The following is a 16,239-nucleotide window of genomic DNA, read 5'->3' as shown; positions in this document are numbered from 1 at the left end:
GTGAGCTCTTTTTCTGCACAAAAATCCTGTTAATAGTTTACCATTTGTAAACTATCAACAGGAAAAAGTATAGAGCCAGAATATAACAGGCAACTTTTTGTTCTTCGAATAAACTCTTAAAATCAGAGTAATCTTCCTTTAATGGGTACGCACGAAATGGATCGGCAAACGGTTCAATCACTAAGGCCTTACGATCAATTTTACCGACTAAATTTTCGGCAGAAGAACGTTTTGTGGCCAACGTTACGCCTAAGGTAGCGGCCAGAATTGGGTCAGAAACTTTAATAACTGGTGGTAGACTATCATCCTTCATGATCCAGAAAATGGCATTAATTGGAGCACTTTCTTTATCTACCCGGTTAGTAGAGGCATAACGTGATTTAACTGTTCGACCATTACCATTTCGTAGATCTTCGGTAACCAACGTTTTTTGACCCGCCGTATTTAAGGTGACCCCAACGTTCATCAAGGTCATAAAATACTCGGTTTCGGCTGTACCGGAGGGATAATCATTCGTTTTATCGAAGTAGGCCGGTTCAAGCGCAACTGAGCTACCGTTCTTACGGGAAATAACAAAGGCATCATCGTGCAAGACAGTCGTTTTAAAACGGCCACCATGTTTTGCGTGGGTCAAAGTTGATTTGCCGGAACCAGAAAGGCCAAACATCGCGTAAACTTGGTCAGGTCGATCAGTAAAGTGAAACGCTTTTTCACCACCATGACAAGCAACATAGCCATTACGGTGAGCAGTTGCCCAGGCCAAAGTAAGTGTGGCCTTTTTTAATTCACCAAAATAACGTAACCCTAGGATAATGGCAACGTTATGTTGCGGGTCAAAAAGTGCAAGTCCATTTGGAAAATCAGGGTGCTGAAAGTCAGGGTTGGCGTAAATGAAAATATCACCCTCGTTGTAAGCTGTCGAGGCCTGATAGTGTTTTGCGTAATGTTGATTAATGGCTTGAAAATTTAATAAGTAAGAAAGTAAATTATTTTCAAATCCTTTTGGAATCGCTAAGTGGGCTTTTAACATAAAATCTTCATCCAGGCCGACAACCACGCTGGTTTTGTAAAAAGTCTGCTTGGAGCCTTGGTAGATGGCCTCCCGAGCAATTTTGGCCATGACTGCAGTATCGACGCCGGAATGACCAAGAATACGGCGTGCGGCTGCTGTTCGTCCGACTATTTGGCCATTATTATCAACCAACATGACGGCATCGGCAGGTAATCCTAGTTCATCAGCATATTTAATTGGTAGGTCAGTGATGATTGTTTCCGGGGCATCGTGGGCAAGGTGGTAGGCAGTTGCAACATCATTGATGGCCGTAATGTTGTTTCCATAAAAGGTCGATTCAATCGTTGTCCGTAATTGTGAGAAGATTGGATTCGTTTTGCGAATAGTACTTTCATTGTACTGACCAACTGTACTCATAAGATCACTCCTGTTCTTGTATCCGTTTTCACAATTGTAGCACAATCTTCTTTTTATCGGTGTATTTTACATCGTGACTGGTTTAGCTTGGTTGGCTATGGCATAATGATGAATAAACTGGAGGCGGCTTAAAATGAATGAAACAATCACTTGGCGAATCATGTTTTATACGGCGACTTTTACGCGGAAGCAAGTCGAAACATTTGTGGCCGATTTGAAAAAGGAAACTAACTTTGGTGGCTACTCGATTGATCAAGTTACTTTTGATCGTGCGACCAGCGATTTACTTTATATAACTTTTCAATTTGAAGCCCAACAAAAATTGGATGATCCGTTAATTCATAAAATGGTAAAATATTTGTATGCGCGAGCGGTACACCCAGGGCATCTTGACACAAAACAATATTACCAAATTGTTAATCAGTCTAGCCAGAAATTAGGCATTGATTATTTCGCTTCTGGTGATAGACAGATGGATATTACGTTCTGGGGTACGGAGTAAATTAACTTATCCAGTTATCTTTTTATAAGATCATCCGCAAATGATTTAGTAATTTGGTGGCTGCTATTTTTAGGTGATAAAATGTTAGATGATTTTTTGGCAGGACGTTCAACCGTTGAAATTGCTCGTGATTTGTTGGGTAAAAAGATTTGTTATCAAACACCACAGGGAATAATTTCAGGTTATATTGTGGAAGATGAGGCTTACCTTGGTCAATGTGACCGTGCGGCTCACGCGTTTGGTGGGCACCGTTCGAAGAAGAACGAGGCCCTCTATTGGCCGGCGGGAACGATCTATATTTACACAATTTACGGACAGTTTTTATTGAATATCATTACGCAAAAGAAGGGAAACCCCCAAGGAATCTTAATTCGTGGGGTGGAACCGGATGCCGGTGTTGCGCAAATGCAACTGAACCGACATTGGCCGAAGCACTTGTACGATTTAACTAATGGACCGGGAAAATTAATGAGTGCGTTTGGCATTCAAAATTTGAACTTGAACTTAAATAATTATGTTAGTTCGCCGTTAACACTTGATGTAACGCACTATAAAAGGCCATTAGCGATTGCGGAAACGGGCCGCATTGGAATTAATGATAAGGGAGAGTGGCAAACGGCGCCATTGCGTTTTTATGTTGCGCACAATCCCTTTGTTTCGAGGATTACTAAGCGTGAAATGAATTTAGAAAATAATGGGTGGCAAAAATGAAAAAAGTAACCTTATTGGATGAATTGGCGGAGCAAGTGGCCGCTTTTGATGATGCAAACGCAACATTGGTTTTAAACTGGGATCAACAGCATCACGTTTTTGAAATTACGATTGATTTAATCGCACAGAACAAAGTGGCACAGACTATTTTAGATGCCACGGGAGTCAGTTCAACCGATAAAAAAATTGAGTTTGAAGATCAACTATTAATTTATGATACTAAGCGTTTAGATGGTGCGGCCTACCAAACTGATTATTTAGCAATGATTCCCTTTACTGGGAAGCAAGGGTTGGCCAAACAACAAGTTACGGCCATTTTTACTTACTTAGAAGAAGTCGTTGATAATGGGCTAAGTGATTTAATGACTTTCTTAAACGATGATGCGGTGCCGACATTTCAACTAAAGTGGGATAATGTGGCCTATCAGGCCCAAGTTGCGGCCAATGGTACAATTCAAGCTAGCGATTACTTACCATACCCGCGTTTTTAGATTAGATAGGGGAAAAGATAATGAAGTGGACAGAAGTAACAGTTAAGACCAGTAATGAAGCTGTTGAGGCCGTCGCCAATATTTTAATGGAGGCTGGCGCAACTGGCGTTCAAATAAATAATGCGGCCGATTTCAAACCAATCAGTGTTGGCAAGCACGGCGAGATTTTTGATCCAGCAAAATTACCACATATTCAGTCTGGTGCAGAGGTATCGGCCTATTATCCAGAGACCATTTTTTTGCCAGAATTATTACCCACTATCAAACAGCGTGTGCAGCAGTTACGCCAATATGGACTTGACGCCGGTGCGGGGACCTTAACCACTAGTGCCGTTGATGAGGGTGATTGGGCAACTGCTTGGAAAAAATATTATCATCCGGTTCGGGTGACGCGCTACTTAACGGTTGTACCGAGTTGGGAGAAATATCAGCCCCAACAGGCTCAGGAACAGGTTATTCGGCTAGATCCAGGGATGGCCTTTGGAACTGGAACCCACCCAACAACTAAGTTGACGCTGGAGGCACTTGAAGATAAGGTCCGCGGCGGTGAAACAATGCTTGATGTCGGTACTGGCTCAGGTGTTTTAAGTATTGCGGCCAAATTATTAGGGGTTAAGCAAGTCTTTGCCTACGATTTAGATGAGGTTGCCGTTACTTCCGCTAAAAGTAATTTGGCATTAAACCCAATTGCGGCGGATATTCAGGTAACTGCGAATGATTTATTACAGGGAATTAAACAAAAGGCAGATTTAATTGTGGCTAATATTTTGGCTGAAATCATTGTTCCACTGATTCCACAAGTTAAACCACTTTTAAGGGCCAACGGTTATTTTATTGTGTCCGGTATTATTGTGGACAAGGTAGCGATGATCCGGGAGGCAATGACTGCTAATGGTTTTATTGTTCGGCAACAGCGTAATGAAGGTGATTGGTTTGCTTTAATTGTTCAATTACAGGAGGATGACGCTTAATGCAACGGTATTTTATGACGGCTGACACGCCTCAATTAGGGCAAACGTTCACTTTGGATAGTGAGGCGGCTCATCACGTTATCCGTGTTATGCGAATGGTAGTTGGGGATAAAATTGAAGTTGTTTTTAATGAACAGGTTGCCTTTCAGGCCAAAATCAAGTTCGTTGATGGCAAACAAGTTACTGTGCAATTAGAGAAATCCTTGGTGAGTCAAAGTGAGCTACCTTGTACAGTAACAATTGTTTGCGGGGTTTCTAAAAAGGACAAGGCCGAATGGATTGTTCAAAAGGGAACCGAGATGGGCGCTAGTCAGTTTGTTTTTTTCATGAGCCAGTACGGGGTTGCAAAATGGGATGAAAAAAAACAACCTAAAAAGCAGGAACGGTTGGCCAAAATTGCTTTGGAAGCGGCACGACAATCACACCGCCTAAGTGTTCCCGAAGTGGTGATTTTACCTAATTTAAAGGCGGTTACGTTGTTAGCGAAAGATACAGGTATTGTTGCATACGAAGAGGCGGCCAAGCAAGGCGAAACGGCTCAATTGGTCAAGCAAGTTCAGCAAATGAAGACGGGACAACATTTAGTCGCCGTTTTTGGTCCTGAAGGTGGTTTGGCACCTGCAGAAGTCGCTTTGTTAGAAAATGCGGCGTTTGTTCCAGTTGGTTTGGGGCCTAGAATACTCCGTGCGGAAACAGCCCCGCTTTATTTATTGGCCGCTTTATCCGTTATTTGGGAATTACAGTAATAAATGGTAAAATCTACAGTATTATCTGAATATTAGAAAGTGGTTGAAGGCGGTTAGATTCTGCGCTGTAAATTAAGCGTTATTAGGGAGTGTTGGTCGGACCAAGGTAGATTTGGAGCCGAATCACGGTTAAGAGCACTAATAATCTCCCTGTTGCAGACGTTGGCCATTCGGGTCCTACTAATAAGTTGGTGCCTAGTAAGCGCAAGAATCCGCCTTTAAGACACATCTAAACTAATTTGGTTGCAGAATACTACAAAAAGATGGATTCAGATATTTTTACACTAAAGCGATCAGGTGAATACTAGTAAAAGTAACTTCTAATAAACATCCTAGTCAGAAAATCCAATGAATTGCGAGGCGCTATTTTGACAAAAATAAAACAAATTTTATTAATGCCAGTCACTAGTTACTTTTTAATTAGTTTATTGTTAACTTTTATTTTGCCACTAATTTCACGAGCACTACACATTAGTTCCGTGATTCGAATTGGGTGGGGATTTATAATTGTTAATGGGATTGCGGCCATTTTATTTGGTCTTCAAGTTGCTCGAAAAAAACGGCCAGCTTGGTTAATTTTGATTTTTCCATTTTTATTTACACTTGCAGTTTATTTTTTATACGGAAAATATGCTTATTGGTTCGCCCTAATTTATCTATGCCTTAGCTATTTGAGTTATGGGTTAAAAAAGCCAATCTCAGTTGCAAAATGACTGACCTTAGGTATAATTTAGGTGATTACTGAAAATATTGAGCACGTTGCGTTTTCACGTTATCGTGCTATTTTTGTATCAAAGTAAAAGGGGTGTGGCGGCTATGCCAAAAGATAAAGAATACTCTGCCGATGATATTATGGCGTTGGTTAAGACCTATATGAACTCAGAGCATGTCGCTTTCGTTAAACGGGCGCTTGATTTTGCTACCTACGTCCATCAAGAACAATTTCGGCAGTCCGGGGAGCCTTATATTATCCACCCAATTCAGGTTGCGGCCATTTTGGCTGAACTTGAGATGGATCCGGCAACCGTTGCCTCTGGGTTTTTACATGATGTTGTTGAGGACACAAACGTTACACTAGGCGATATTAAAGAGTTATTTGGTACTGATGTTGCTATTATTGTTGATGGTGTAACAAAATTAAGCAAAATCCAGTACGTTGCTCATAAAGATGCCTTAGCGGAAAATCACCGTAAAATGATTTTAGCGATGGCCAAAGATTTACGGGTAGTCATGGTTAAGTTAGCCGATCGGTTGCATAATATGCGAACATTACAGCATTTACGACCGGATAAACAGCGGCGCATTGCTAATGAGACGTTAGAGATATACGCATCTTTGGCCGATCGTTTAGGGATTAGTCAATTTAAGTGGGAATTAGAAGATATTTCATTGCGTTACCTTAATCCACAACAGTATTACCGAATTGTCCATTTGATGAATTCTAAGCGAACACAGCGGCAGGCCTACATCAACGAGGCTATCACGGAAATCAAGTCATCAATGACTGAGTTCAGTATCAAATACCAAATTTATGGACGGCCAAAACACATTTATTCGATCTATAAAAAAATGCGTGATAAGCACAAACAATTTGAAGAAATTTATGACTTACAGGCAATCCGGGTTATTGTTGATTCGATTAAAGATTGTTATGCCGTTTTAGGTGCCATTCACACTAAATGGAAGCCAATGCCTGGTCGCTTTAAGGACTATATTGCAATGCCTAAGGCCAATATGTACCAATCCATTCATACGACCGTTATTGGGCCTAAAGGTAAGCCGTTGGAAATTCAAATTCGAACAGAAGAAATGCACCAAGTTGCCGAATATGGTGTTGCAGCGCATTGGGCCTATAAAGAAGGCAAACAAGACGAAGTTAAATATGATTCAAATGGTAAGCGCATCGATATGTTCCGGGAGATTTTAGAGCTTGGGGATGAAACTTCTGATGCTGCCGATTTTATGGAGAGTGTTAAGGGTGACATTTTCTCTGACCGGGTTTATGTATTTACACCTAAGGGCGATGTTTACGAACTATCTAAGGGTTCTGGCCCGTTAGATTTTGCCTATACCATTCATACAGAAGTAGGTAATAAAACGATTGGCGCAAAGGTAAACGGCAAAATTGTGCCACTTAATTACCAACTTAAAAATGGGGATATTGTTGATATCTTAACTTCGCCTAATTCTACGCCCAGTCGTGATTGGATTAATTTAGTTAACACCAGTAAGGCCAGAAATAAGATTAAACGCTTTTTCAAACAAGCAGATAAGTCCGAAAATGTTGAAAAGGGCCGGGATATGCTGGAAAAGCAATTGGCCGAAATGGATTTTTTGCCAAAGGATTTCTTAAATCGCGAGACACTTGGTCAAATCCTAGATCGATTTAATTTTAGTACGGAAGAGGAGCTGCTGGCTGCTGTTGGTTATGGTGAACTTTCGCCGTTGGCGGTCAGTAACCGTTTAACTGAAAAGGCGCGTAAGGCACGGGAAAAAGTAGCTCAGGATCAGCAGGCCAAAGCTGTTTTGAATTCGGATGCCAAACCGACCAATCAACAGGCCAAGACTAAAACTAAAGAACAACCCCTAAAAATTAAGCATGAAGGTGGTGTTGTTATTCAAGGGGTCGATAATTTATTGGTTCACTTGAGTAAGTGCTGTAATCCCGTTCCTGGTGATCCAATTGTGGGGTACGTGACCAAGGGACGTGGCGTTTCGATTCACCGAACCGACTGTCCTAATGTGCAAAATGCCCAAGATGCTGAAAATCGTTTAATTGAGGTTGAGTGGGAAGATACGGGGGCCAAGGGTGTTAGTTATGATACTAATTTGGAAATTTATGGCTATAATCGTTCAGGCCTGCTCAACGATGTTTTACAGAATTTAAATTCACAAACTAAAAACCTAACCTCAGTTAGTGGCAAGGTTGACCATGATAACATGGCAACCATCCACGTGACCGTTGCGATTACAAATTTGGCACATCTAACCCGGCTGATTGATAGCATCAAAAATATTCCTGATGTTTATAGTGTTAGACGGGCCAGCGAATAAGAGTAGTGATGAAACAAATGGTGGTACTCTTAAAAAATCACGCTTAATTAATAAAGAACACCAAACAATTTAGTTTTGGGGTATCCGCAATAAAATAGGATTTAAACAGAGCTTTTTTAAAAGTGATCCGCAAACGTAACTGATTTCCTCGTCAGAATTTGGTACGATGAAGGAGTGCCTTTGAAATAGCTCTTTTTTTAGTGGCTCAAATTTAAGAAACTTACCAGGGGGAATTTTTAATGCGTGTCGTTTTACAGCGCGTTCGTTCGGCACAGGTGACAATTGAACGGCAAGTCGTTGGGGCCATCAAACGTGGTTATTTAGTGTTGGTTGCTTTTTCCGATGCAGATCAGCAGGCCGATTTAGATTATTTAGTTCATAAAATTATTAAATTACGTGTTTTTGAAGATGAGCAGGGTAAAATGAATTGCTCACTAGAACAAGTTGGCGGCGCGATCTTGTCGGTTTCGCAGTTTACGCTTTATGCGGATACCAAAAAGGGTAACCGGCCGAGCTTTCAAGGTGCTGGTGATCCAGCGCGTTCAAAGATGTTATACCGGAAATTTAATCAAGCCTTAGCCCAATCGGTTCCCGTTGAAACGGGAGAGTTTGGTGCTGATATGCAGGTCGAATTGGTTAATGATGGCCCGGTGACTATTTTATTTGATACTGAGAATAAATGAACTGGCAGTGGTTAAAGTGTGTTTTTAACTCATCCGGCGTAAAATGTTTCTGCAAGAACGTATTTCTAAAAACGATTTTCTAGTGTTCTTTTAAATATTTAAAAAAAGCGCTTAATTAGTTAATTTTACCGTTAGTCAATTAAAAAGATATTTACAGAAAATTTAAAAAACGTTATGCTAGTTCTAGACTTTTGAAGGAGTGGTTTAACTGATGTTAGATTCTGTCATTTGGGACTTTGATGGTACTTTATACGATACATACCCAATTATTTTAAAATCATTACAAAAAACACTTCAGGAATTTAATATTCAGGTTGAAGATGGCGAACTTTATCGTCTGATTAAAGTTCGTTCGGTTCACTATGCAATTCAACATTTTAGCGAATTAAAGGGTTTGTCTAATGAACAGGTCAAGGCGCGGTATCATGAAATTGAGGAAGACCGGCAGCTTGAGCCAAAGCCACTTAAGGGTGCACTGGAAACTTGTCAGGCAGTGATCGATAAAGGTGGCCGCAATTTTTTGTTAACACACCGTGATCGCGGAGCAATTCGTTTTCTTGAACATGACGGCTTGGCTGAATTATTCACTGATTTTGTTACCAGTGATCAACACTTTAAGCGTAAGCCGGACCCAGAGTCATTAATATATTTAATTAGTCGTTATCAATTAAAGGCGGCAAATACGATTATGGTTGGTGATCGGCCATTAGATGTTGAGGCCGGCTTAAATGCTGGCGTTAAAGCCTGCTTTTATGATATTGATGCTTTTCATGGCGTCAGTAACGCAACAATTACAATTGATCAATTGACTGATTTGATACCTTACATTGGTTAAACGGTTAATTAAGACTACAAATTGGCAAAAGGGATATGTTATAATCACCTAGGTTTATTGCATGAATCTGGAGGCAGACTTTTGAATGAAGTAGATGAAGAAAATCAAGGTTGGCTAGCAGTTTTTAAGATTGCGTTGCCACTTTGTTTAAGCTATATTCCGATCGGGTTAGCGTGTGGTATTTTACTACATTCTTCCGGTTTCAATATTCTTTTGACTGGGCTTGTTTCAATTCTTGTTTTTTCAGGAGGTGCCCAGTTTTTAATCGCCTCAATGTTGGCGATTCACGCACCTTTATTACAAGTACTTCTAATGTTACTTTTTCTGGAACTTCGCTATGCCTTACTTTCGGCTAGTTTATCGCCCTTTATGAAAAAAGAATCACTGGGATTTTTAGTGTACTTTGCAAGTTCAATGAATGATGAAAATTATGCGATTAATTACCTTAAGTTTGCAACTGATAAGAATTGGAATGGGCATAAGGCAGTAATGGTTAATCATTACTCAATGCTTTTTTGGACCGTTAGTAATATGATTGGCTCGACAATTGGTAATTTAATCCACTTTGACGTTAATATTGTTAATTTTACTTTAACTGCACTATTTGGTTACATGATGGTTATGCAAGTTAAAAACTGGCTATCGATTGGTGTCGCTGCTTTATCAGGGATGTTATCGGTTTGGTTGATGATTGTCCTTAAAAGTACAATGGGCTTGGTAATTGCCACCCTAATTGCTTCTTTTGTTGGTTTTCTGATTGAACATAGTTTAGAGGGGCATAAGCACGCCTTCTTATTGCGTGGACTGCATCTTCACCGAAGAAAGGGTCAATTTACGGATGTAAAGGAGACGAGCGACAACCATGAGGACTAACGGTGACTATTTATTACTGATTATTTTAGCGGCGATTGTTGCTTTTATTCCGCGAGTTGTACCATTACTTTACTTTACCAAGCGTAAAATTCCGGCCTGGTTTGATGAATGGATGAAGTACATTCCAGTCGCCTTGTTTACTGCTTTAATAGCAAAAGATGTGTTTGTTACTTCTACATACACGTTTAACGTTAATAGTGCCGCGGAGGTTATTTCAACCTTGTTGGTTTTTTTGATTGCGGCACGAACAAAATCAATGGGGATCACGGTAATTGCCGGACTGATCTCAATTCTAATTTTTTCGTACGTTTTGTAGTAGGACTGCAAAATTATGATATTTTGGTTGTGAAGCATTAATTCTAATACAATCTAGCAAAAGAGGCCCGGACAAAAGTCCTAGCCTCTTTTTGATTCTGAACATTACTTTAGAACGTGAACTAAGACTTGTGTCCCACTCCAATTCTTTGAACTCATTTATTGCTTGAAATAATGACTGAGGCCTTGATAAACATCTGTTGCTACTTGTTTTTGATAGGCCTTTTCTTGAATTTCACGATAATCATGTTTGTTATTAATGTAGCCTAGCTCTAACAAGACGGCAGGGCGGGTATTATCCCGTAAGACTAGAAAATTACCAAAATCGGTGCCACGGTTGTTAAGTGGTAGTTGTTTTAATTGTTGATCAAGTGCCTTAGCAAGGGCCAAATCCTTTTTCTTTTTGTAGTAGTAAGTTGTTGTACCGCTACCAGTATTTGCAGTCTCGCTAGAATCAAAGTGAATACTGATAAAAGCATCAGCGTGCACCCGTTTAGCAATTGCTGGTCGTGGGGATAGGCCGACGTACTTATCTTTGTTTCGGGTTAAGATAACGCGGGCCCCGGCCGATCTTAGCCGAGCCGCAATCGCCTTAGCGGTGGCCAACGTAAATGTTTTTTCATAAGTCTTTTTTAACGAGATAGCACCAGAGTCACGGCCACCATGCCCGGGATCGAGAACAATCGTTGCCTCGGATAGATTTGTTGCATTGTTAGGAGTTGTGCTATTAAGATTGACTAGCCAATTTGCGATGTAACCCGTTTGTCCTGCTGCTGTTTTGACCTTGTACCAATCGCCATCCGTGGCAATATAGGTTAAATTAGCCTGTTTTTTAAGGGTTGCTATGATCTGGTGGTTAATTGCCGGGCCAGTCCGTAACTTTGCTTGATCAGAGCGAACGGTCATCGTTTTGATTGTTGGATCGACAGTTTGGGTTTGCTGGTTGTTGTTTTGTTGGGTGATGGTGTGACTTGGTAACCAAGCAACCGTATTTTTAAAAATGATCTGGGACCAAGCACCTTGTTGGTAAATAATCGTGACGGGAGTATTGGCTGTCATCGTACCTAATATTTGACTAGAACTATCGGGGTGTTCACGGGCATAGATCGTTTCATTCATTGTGCCTTTTTGATTGGCAGCCGAACTCACTTCACTGTTATTAACCAACCAGCTTGCTACCCAACCAATTTTGTCACTTGCTAGGCGAACCTGGTACCAACCGTTTTTAGTTGTTATAATATGAATCTTGGCACCGTGTTTTAATTGAGTCATGGTGTCATAGGCCAAACCCGGTCCCATCCGGACGTTCACGCGGCTTGCCTGAACGGTTATCGTTTTACTTGCAGCGGTTACCGATTGATTAACCAGTAAAATTAAGGTGACACAGGCTAATAGTAGAATTATGCAGTGTACGAATCGTCTTAGCATTCTTGTGTCACCTTCCGAATTGATTTATAGCCATTATAACAAATAAACACGATAATGGGTTATGACTTAAATTTACTGGCAACAAATACTGAAAACAAACTTGACTTTCAAAACAATATTCGGTAACGTAAAAACTGAATTATAAAGGCCAATGAGGAAGATAAATTCGTTCAGAACTTTTTACAGAAAAGTGGGTTTGCTGAAAGCCACTAAAAGTTAGCACTAATTTGACACTTCTTAGGTTAGACGTCAGTCTCGCGACCCAGCGATATGGGGTAAGTTATATTTAAGGTGGTACCGTGCTAATTCAGCACCCTTGTCAAAGCGACAGGGGTGTTTTTTCGTTTCCACCAGGAAAAGATGCCTGAATGTCGTTAAGTGCGCACAGTGAGCATTATATCGAGTTTGAGTGTTACGTGGAGAATAGACTCAGGCGTGGTGGCTTAGCTGTAGTTAGGCACGTGAACCTAAACCTTTGGTGCACGTTATAGAGTAATGCTCGGAATAGTAGAGGGTTAGAACTTTTGTCCCAGCCGCAAAATTTCCGGGCTAAATAGTTTAACTAGTTCACGCCAAACGCTAGAAGAATAATGAGTTAGCGGATCCGTACGCAATAAAGTGAAAATAATAAGGAGGAATTCGAAAAAATGGCATACCAACGACCAAAGGGAACCGCCGATATTTTACCAGGCGAGTCTGAAAAATGGCAGTACGTTGAACAAACAGCGCGGGATGTTTTTAAGGCTTACCAATTTAAAGAAATTCGAACGCCAATGTTTGAAAATTTTGATGTTTTTTCCCGTTCCGTAGGCGATACTTCAGATATTGTCACAAAAGAAATGTATGATTTCTTCGATAAAGGTGATCGTCACATTGTTTTACGACCAGAGGGAACAGCAGGTGTTGTTCGGGCTTACGTTGAAAATAAGCTTTACGGACCTGAACATCAAAAGCCGGTTAAGGTTTACTATATGGGACCAATGTTCCGTTATGAACGGCCCCAATCTGGACGTATGCGTGAATTTCACCAACTTGGTGTAGAAGCTTTTGGGAGTGAAAGCCCGGCCATTGATGTTGAAACAATTGCCATGGCGCTACAATTATTGAAACAATTTGGTTTGAAGGATTTAAAGCTAGTGATCAATACGTTAGGGGATTTGGAAACTAGACAAGCATACCGCCAGGCATTAATTGACTTTTTAGAACCACATTTTGCCGAACTTAGTGCTGATTCCAAAGAACGTTTGCACAAAAACCCACTACGCGTTTTAGACAGCAAGGATAAGCATGATCAAGAAATTGTCAAGGACGCCCCATCTATTTTGGATTACCTTGATGAGACTTCAACTGCTCACTTTACTACTGTTAAGCAAATGCTGGAGTCACTTGGCATTGACTATGAAATTGATGCAAATATGGTGCGCGGGCTTGATTATTATAACCACACAATCTTTGAAATTATGTCGAATTCTAAGGCCTTTGGCGGTAATTACATGACAGTTTGTGCAGGCGGTCGCTACAATGGTCTAGTGAGTGAATTAGGTGGCCCTGATGCTCCAGGGTTTGGCTTTGGCCTGGGAGTTGAACGGCTGCTGCTAATTATGGCGGCTGATGAGGTACCGTTACCAGTTGATGACCAATTGGATGTTTACTTGGTTGGAATTGGTGCTGCTGCTGCTCCGGCGACCTTAAAATTAATTCAGGCAATTCGTGGAGCAGGTTTCTCTGCTGAACGTGATTATTTAGACCGTAAACCTAAGGCCCAGTTTAAAACGGCCAACCGCTTAAATGCCAAAGTCGTTATTACGGTTGGTGACAGCGAATTAGCGGCTAAGGCTGCCAACTTAAAAAATATGGCAACGGGGGAAGAAACCACCGTTCCATTTACAGAAATTGAATCAGATTTTAAAGCTATTTTTAAGACCGCAGTTAAATAAGAGGAGTGAATTGGTAGTGGATAAACGAACAACGTACGCTGGTTTAGTTGATGAGGCCTTTGTTGGCCAGGAAGTTACTTTGATGGGTTGGGTTCAAAAACGCCGTAATCTCGGTAATTTGATTTTTATTGATTTGCGTGATCGCGAAGGTATCGTGCAGTTAGTCTATAGTCAGGAATTCGATCATGATGCGTGGGCAGTAGCTGATAGTATGCGCTCTGAATACGTTATTGAGGCCAAGGGCAAGGTTGTTAAACGTGCTGACGACGCAATCAATCCTTCTATGAAGACGGGGAAGGTTGAAGTCGAAATTCATGACACAGAAATTCTGAATAAGGCTAAAACGCCACCATTTTATATTGAGGATAATATTAATGTTTCGGCCGATTTACGTTTGCAATACCGGTACCTTGATTTACGGCGACCAGAAATGCAGAAGGGTTTACGGATCCGGAATAGTATCACTAAGGCGGCTCATCGTTATTTAGATAATAATGGTTTCTTAGATATTGAAACACCTGATTTAACTAAATCAACACCTGAGGGGGCCCGGGATTATTTGGTACCTTCACGTGTTTATCCTGGTCATTTTTACGCTTTACCACAGTCGCCGCAATTATTTAAACAGTTATTAATGGGTGCCGGTTTTGATCGTTATTATCAATTGGCCCGTTGTTTCCGGGATGAGGATTTACGTGGTGATCGGCAACCAGAATTTACGCAAATTGATATGGAGACTAGCTTTTTAAGTGCGGAAGAGATTCAAAGTTTAACTGAGGGTTTGCTGAAGGAAGTTATGCAAGAAACCAAAGGTATTGAGATTAAAACACCAATTCCACGGATTACTTGGAACGAGGCCCAGGCTCGCTTTGGTTCAGACAAACCGGATATGCGTTTTGGAATGGAATTACAAGATTTATCGGATTTAATGAAGGATACTGATTTTAAGGTTTTCAGTAACGCAATCGCAGCTGGCGGTCAGGTTAAAGCAATTTGCGTCCCTGGTGCGGCTGAAAAATATTCACGTAAGGATATTGATAAGATTCAAGATTACGTTAAGCGTTTTGGTGCTCAGGGATTGGCTTGGTTGAAAGTAACCGAAGATAGCTACAGCGGCCCAATTGCAAAATTCTTTAAAGAACAAGCAACTGAAATTAATGAACGGCTGGGTGCTAAAACAGGGGACCTAATTCTATTTGCGGCCGATCGTAAAAAAGTTGTTGCCGATACATTGGGTTATTTGCGAACCTTCTTTGCCCATGAGCTTGATCTAATTGATGAATCGAAGTACGCCTTTATCTGGGTGGTTGATTGGCCACTGTTTGAATATGATGAAGGAATTCACCGTTGGACGGCCGCACATCATCCATTCACAATGCCTAACGAAGAAGATATTCATTATTTAAACGAGGGTGAGGATCCGCATCAGGCCCACGCCCAGAGCTATGATATTGTCTTAAATGGCTATGAACTTGGTGGTGGTTCAATTCGTATTCATAACCGCGATCTTCAAGAAAAGATGTTGCGTGCATTGAACTTTACTAAAGAACAAGCACAAGAACGCTTTGGTTTCTTGCTGAATGCCTTAGAATACGGTTTTCCACCACATGGCGGCCTAGCTATTGGCTTAGATCGTTTCGCAATGTTACTGTCAGGCCGTGATAATATTCGCGACGTCATTGCCTTTCCTAAGAATTCTAAGGCCGGGGATCCGTTGACCAACGCGCCGGGCAAGGTTTCGACGAAGCAATTATTAGATCTTGATCTTAGTGTTTACGATCAAAATAAAGAATAAAAAAGCTGATAGTTTAGTGCGTATTTAAAAAATAGAATCTATTCTCAAAATCTATGTTTACATTAAGTTAGTCAGGTAAATACTTTTGTTAGTATTCTCCCGACTAACCTGGTGTAAAAGTATTTGAAAGAGCAGGCCCTTGCGATTGCCATAGTTGAATGGTCATCGTATGAAGCATCAAGATTATTAGCGTATTTGGCCGCAATTCGGATTTCGGTTTATTTTAGTCCGATCGACAACGCTAGTAAGGTTTAGAATCTGGGCGCTTTTCCAAACACTTCTTAGATCGAGTTAAAAATAAGGACAGTCCACAATTAGCCTTAAAAAGGGTGTTGGGGGCTGTTTTTCTTGTCTATTACTATATGCTTATTTATGGCATTAGTTGTTGTTTCGTAAGCAGTAAATAATCGACCGTTTAAAAAAGGCAAACCGGCTTCTCGAAATTGAGAAATCGGTTTGTCTTTTACAT

At 40.8% G+C, this 16,239-nt stretch carries 15 protein-coding genes; 13 read left to right on the top strand and 2 right to left on the bottom strand.

Annotation, left to right across the window (positions count from 1 at the left end; translation table 11 throughout):
* Positions 1 to 37 precede the first annotated feature (37 nt).
* Positions 38 to 1,429: a phosphoenolpyruvate carboxykinase (ATP) gene (locus EKM61_RS09600; protein ID WP_082918503.1), complete on the bottom strand. Its 1,392-nt coding sequence runs from the start codon at positions 1,427 to 1,429 to the stop codon at positions 38 to 40.
* A 133-nt stretch (positions 1,430 to 1,562) separates the two neighbouring features.
* Here EKM61_RS09600 and EKM61_RS09595 point away from each other — a divergent pair, with 133 nt between their 5' ends.
* The 11 genes from EKM61_RS09595 to EKM61_RS09545 all read left to right on the top strand — a co-directional run bounded on the left by EKM61_RS09595 (position 1,563) and on the right by EKM61_RS09545 (position 10,611).
* Complete coding sequence (locus tag EKM61_RS09595) at positions 1,563 to 1,931, top strand: hypothetical protein (protein ID WP_068224562.1); 369 nt, start codon at positions 1,563 to 1,565, stop codon at positions 1,929 to 1,931.
* 81 nt (positions 1,932 to 2,012) lie between these two features.
* Positions 2,013 to 2,642 (top strand): DNA-3-methyladenine glycosylase, encoded by a 630-nt coding sequence (locus tag EKM61_RS09590; protein WP_068280788.1) that lies wholly within the window; start codon positions 2,013 to 2,015, stop codon positions 2,640 to 2,642.
* On the top strand, positions 2,639 to 3,133 hold the full coding sequence (locus tag EKM61_RS09585; RefSeq protein WP_068224557.1) for a DUF3013 family protein: 495 nt from the start codon (positions 2,639 to 2,641) through the stop codon (positions 3,131 to 3,133). The genes EKM61_RS09590 and EKM61_RS09585 overlap by 4 nt, the downstream gene beginning before the upstream one ends.
* A gap of 20 nt (positions 3,134 to 3,153) precedes the next feature.
* Positions 3,154 to 4,104, top strand: a complete 951-nt coding sequence (prmA, locus tag EKM61_RS09580; RefSeq protein WP_068224554.1) for a 50S ribosomal protein L11 methyltransferase — start codon at positions 3,154 to 3,156, stop codon at positions 4,102 to 4,104.
* Complete coding sequence (locus tag EKM61_RS09575) at positions 4,104 to 4,850, top strand: 16S rRNA (uracil(1498)-N(3))-methyltransferase (RefSeq protein WP_068224552.1); 747 nt, start codon at positions 4,104 to 4,106, stop codon at positions 4,848 to 4,850. Before prmA ends, EKM61_RS09575 begins: the two co-directional genes overlap by 1 nt.
* Positions 4,851 to 5,218: 368 nt before the next feature.
* The gene (locus EKM61_RS09570) at positions 5,219 to 5,563 is read left to right on the top strand and encodes a hypothetical protein (RefSeq protein WP_068224549.1); all 345 of its coding nucleotides are present in this window, start codon (positions 5,219 to 5,221) and stop codon (positions 5,561 to 5,563) included.
* A 103-nt stretch (positions 5,564 to 5,666) separates the two neighbouring features.
* On the top strand, positions 5,667 to 7,904 hold the full coding sequence (locus EKM61_RS09565) for a RelA/SpoT family protein (RefSeq protein ID WP_068376932.1): 2,238 nt from the start codon (positions 5,667 to 5,669) through the stop codon (positions 7,902 to 7,904).
* A gap of 239 nt (positions 7,905 to 8,143) precedes the next feature.
* Positions 8,144 to 8,587, top strand: coding sequence for a D-aminoacyl-tRNA deacylase (gene dtd / locus EKM61_RS09560; protein ID WP_068224542.1), 444 nt, complete (start codon positions 8,144 to 8,146; stop codon positions 8,585 to 8,587).
* Between the two features lie 211 nt (positions 8,588 to 8,798).
* The gene (locus EKM61_RS09555; protein ID WP_068224539.1) at positions 8,799 to 9,422 is read left to right on the top strand and encodes an HAD-IA family hydrolase; all 624 of its coding nucleotides are present in this window, start codon (positions 8,799 to 8,801) and stop codon (positions 9,420 to 9,422) included.
* Positions 9,423 to 9,503: 81 nt separating this feature from the next.
* On the top strand, positions 9,504 to 10,295 hold the full coding sequence (locus EKM61_RS09550) for an AzlC family ABC transporter permease (RefSeq protein ID WP_068224536.1): 792 nt from the start codon (positions 9,504 to 9,506) through the stop codon (positions 10,293 to 10,295).
* Positions 10,285 to 10,611, top strand: coding sequence for an AzlD domain-containing protein (locus tag EKM61_RS09545; RefSeq protein WP_068224533.1), 327 nt, complete (start codon positions 10,285 to 10,287; stop codon positions 10,609 to 10,611). Before EKM61_RS09550 ends, EKM61_RS09545 begins: the two co-directional genes overlap by 11 nt.
* A gap of 158 nt (positions 10,612 to 10,769) precedes the next feature.
* Here the strand turns inward: EKM61_RS09545 and EKM61_RS09540 are convergent, their stop codons facing one another.
* Entirely contained in the window at positions 10,770 to 12,038 is a 1,269-nt protein-coding gene (locus EKM61_RS09540) for an N-acetylmuramoyl-L-alanine amidase (protein WP_068224529.1), read from the bottom strand.
* A 647-nt stretch (positions 12,039 to 12,685) separates the two neighbouring features.
* Here EKM61_RS09540 and hisS point away from each other — a divergent pair.
* Positions 12,686 to 13,975: a histidine--tRNA ligase gene (gene hisS / locus EKM61_RS09535; RefSeq protein WP_068224527.1), complete on the top strand. Its 1,290-nt coding sequence runs from the start codon at positions 12,686 to 12,688 to the stop codon at positions 13,973 to 13,975.
* A gap of 16 nt (positions 13,976 to 13,991) precedes the next feature.
* Positions 13,992 to 15,770, top strand: a complete 1,779-nt coding sequence (gene aspS / locus EKM61_RS09530) for an aspartate--tRNA ligase (protein WP_068224524.1) — start codon at positions 13,992 to 13,994, stop codon at positions 15,768 to 15,770.
* Positions 15,771 to 16,239 lie beyond the last annotated feature (469 nt).

Origin of the sequence: Loigolactobacillus backii (genome assembly GCF_003946275.1) — a bacterium.
Lineage (GTDB): Bacteria > Bacillota > Bacilli > Lactobacillales > Lactobacillaceae > Loigolactobacillus > Loigolactobacillus backii.
Note: the sequence above shows the minus strand (reverse complement) of the source record. Positions and strands in the feature narration are given on the sequence as shown.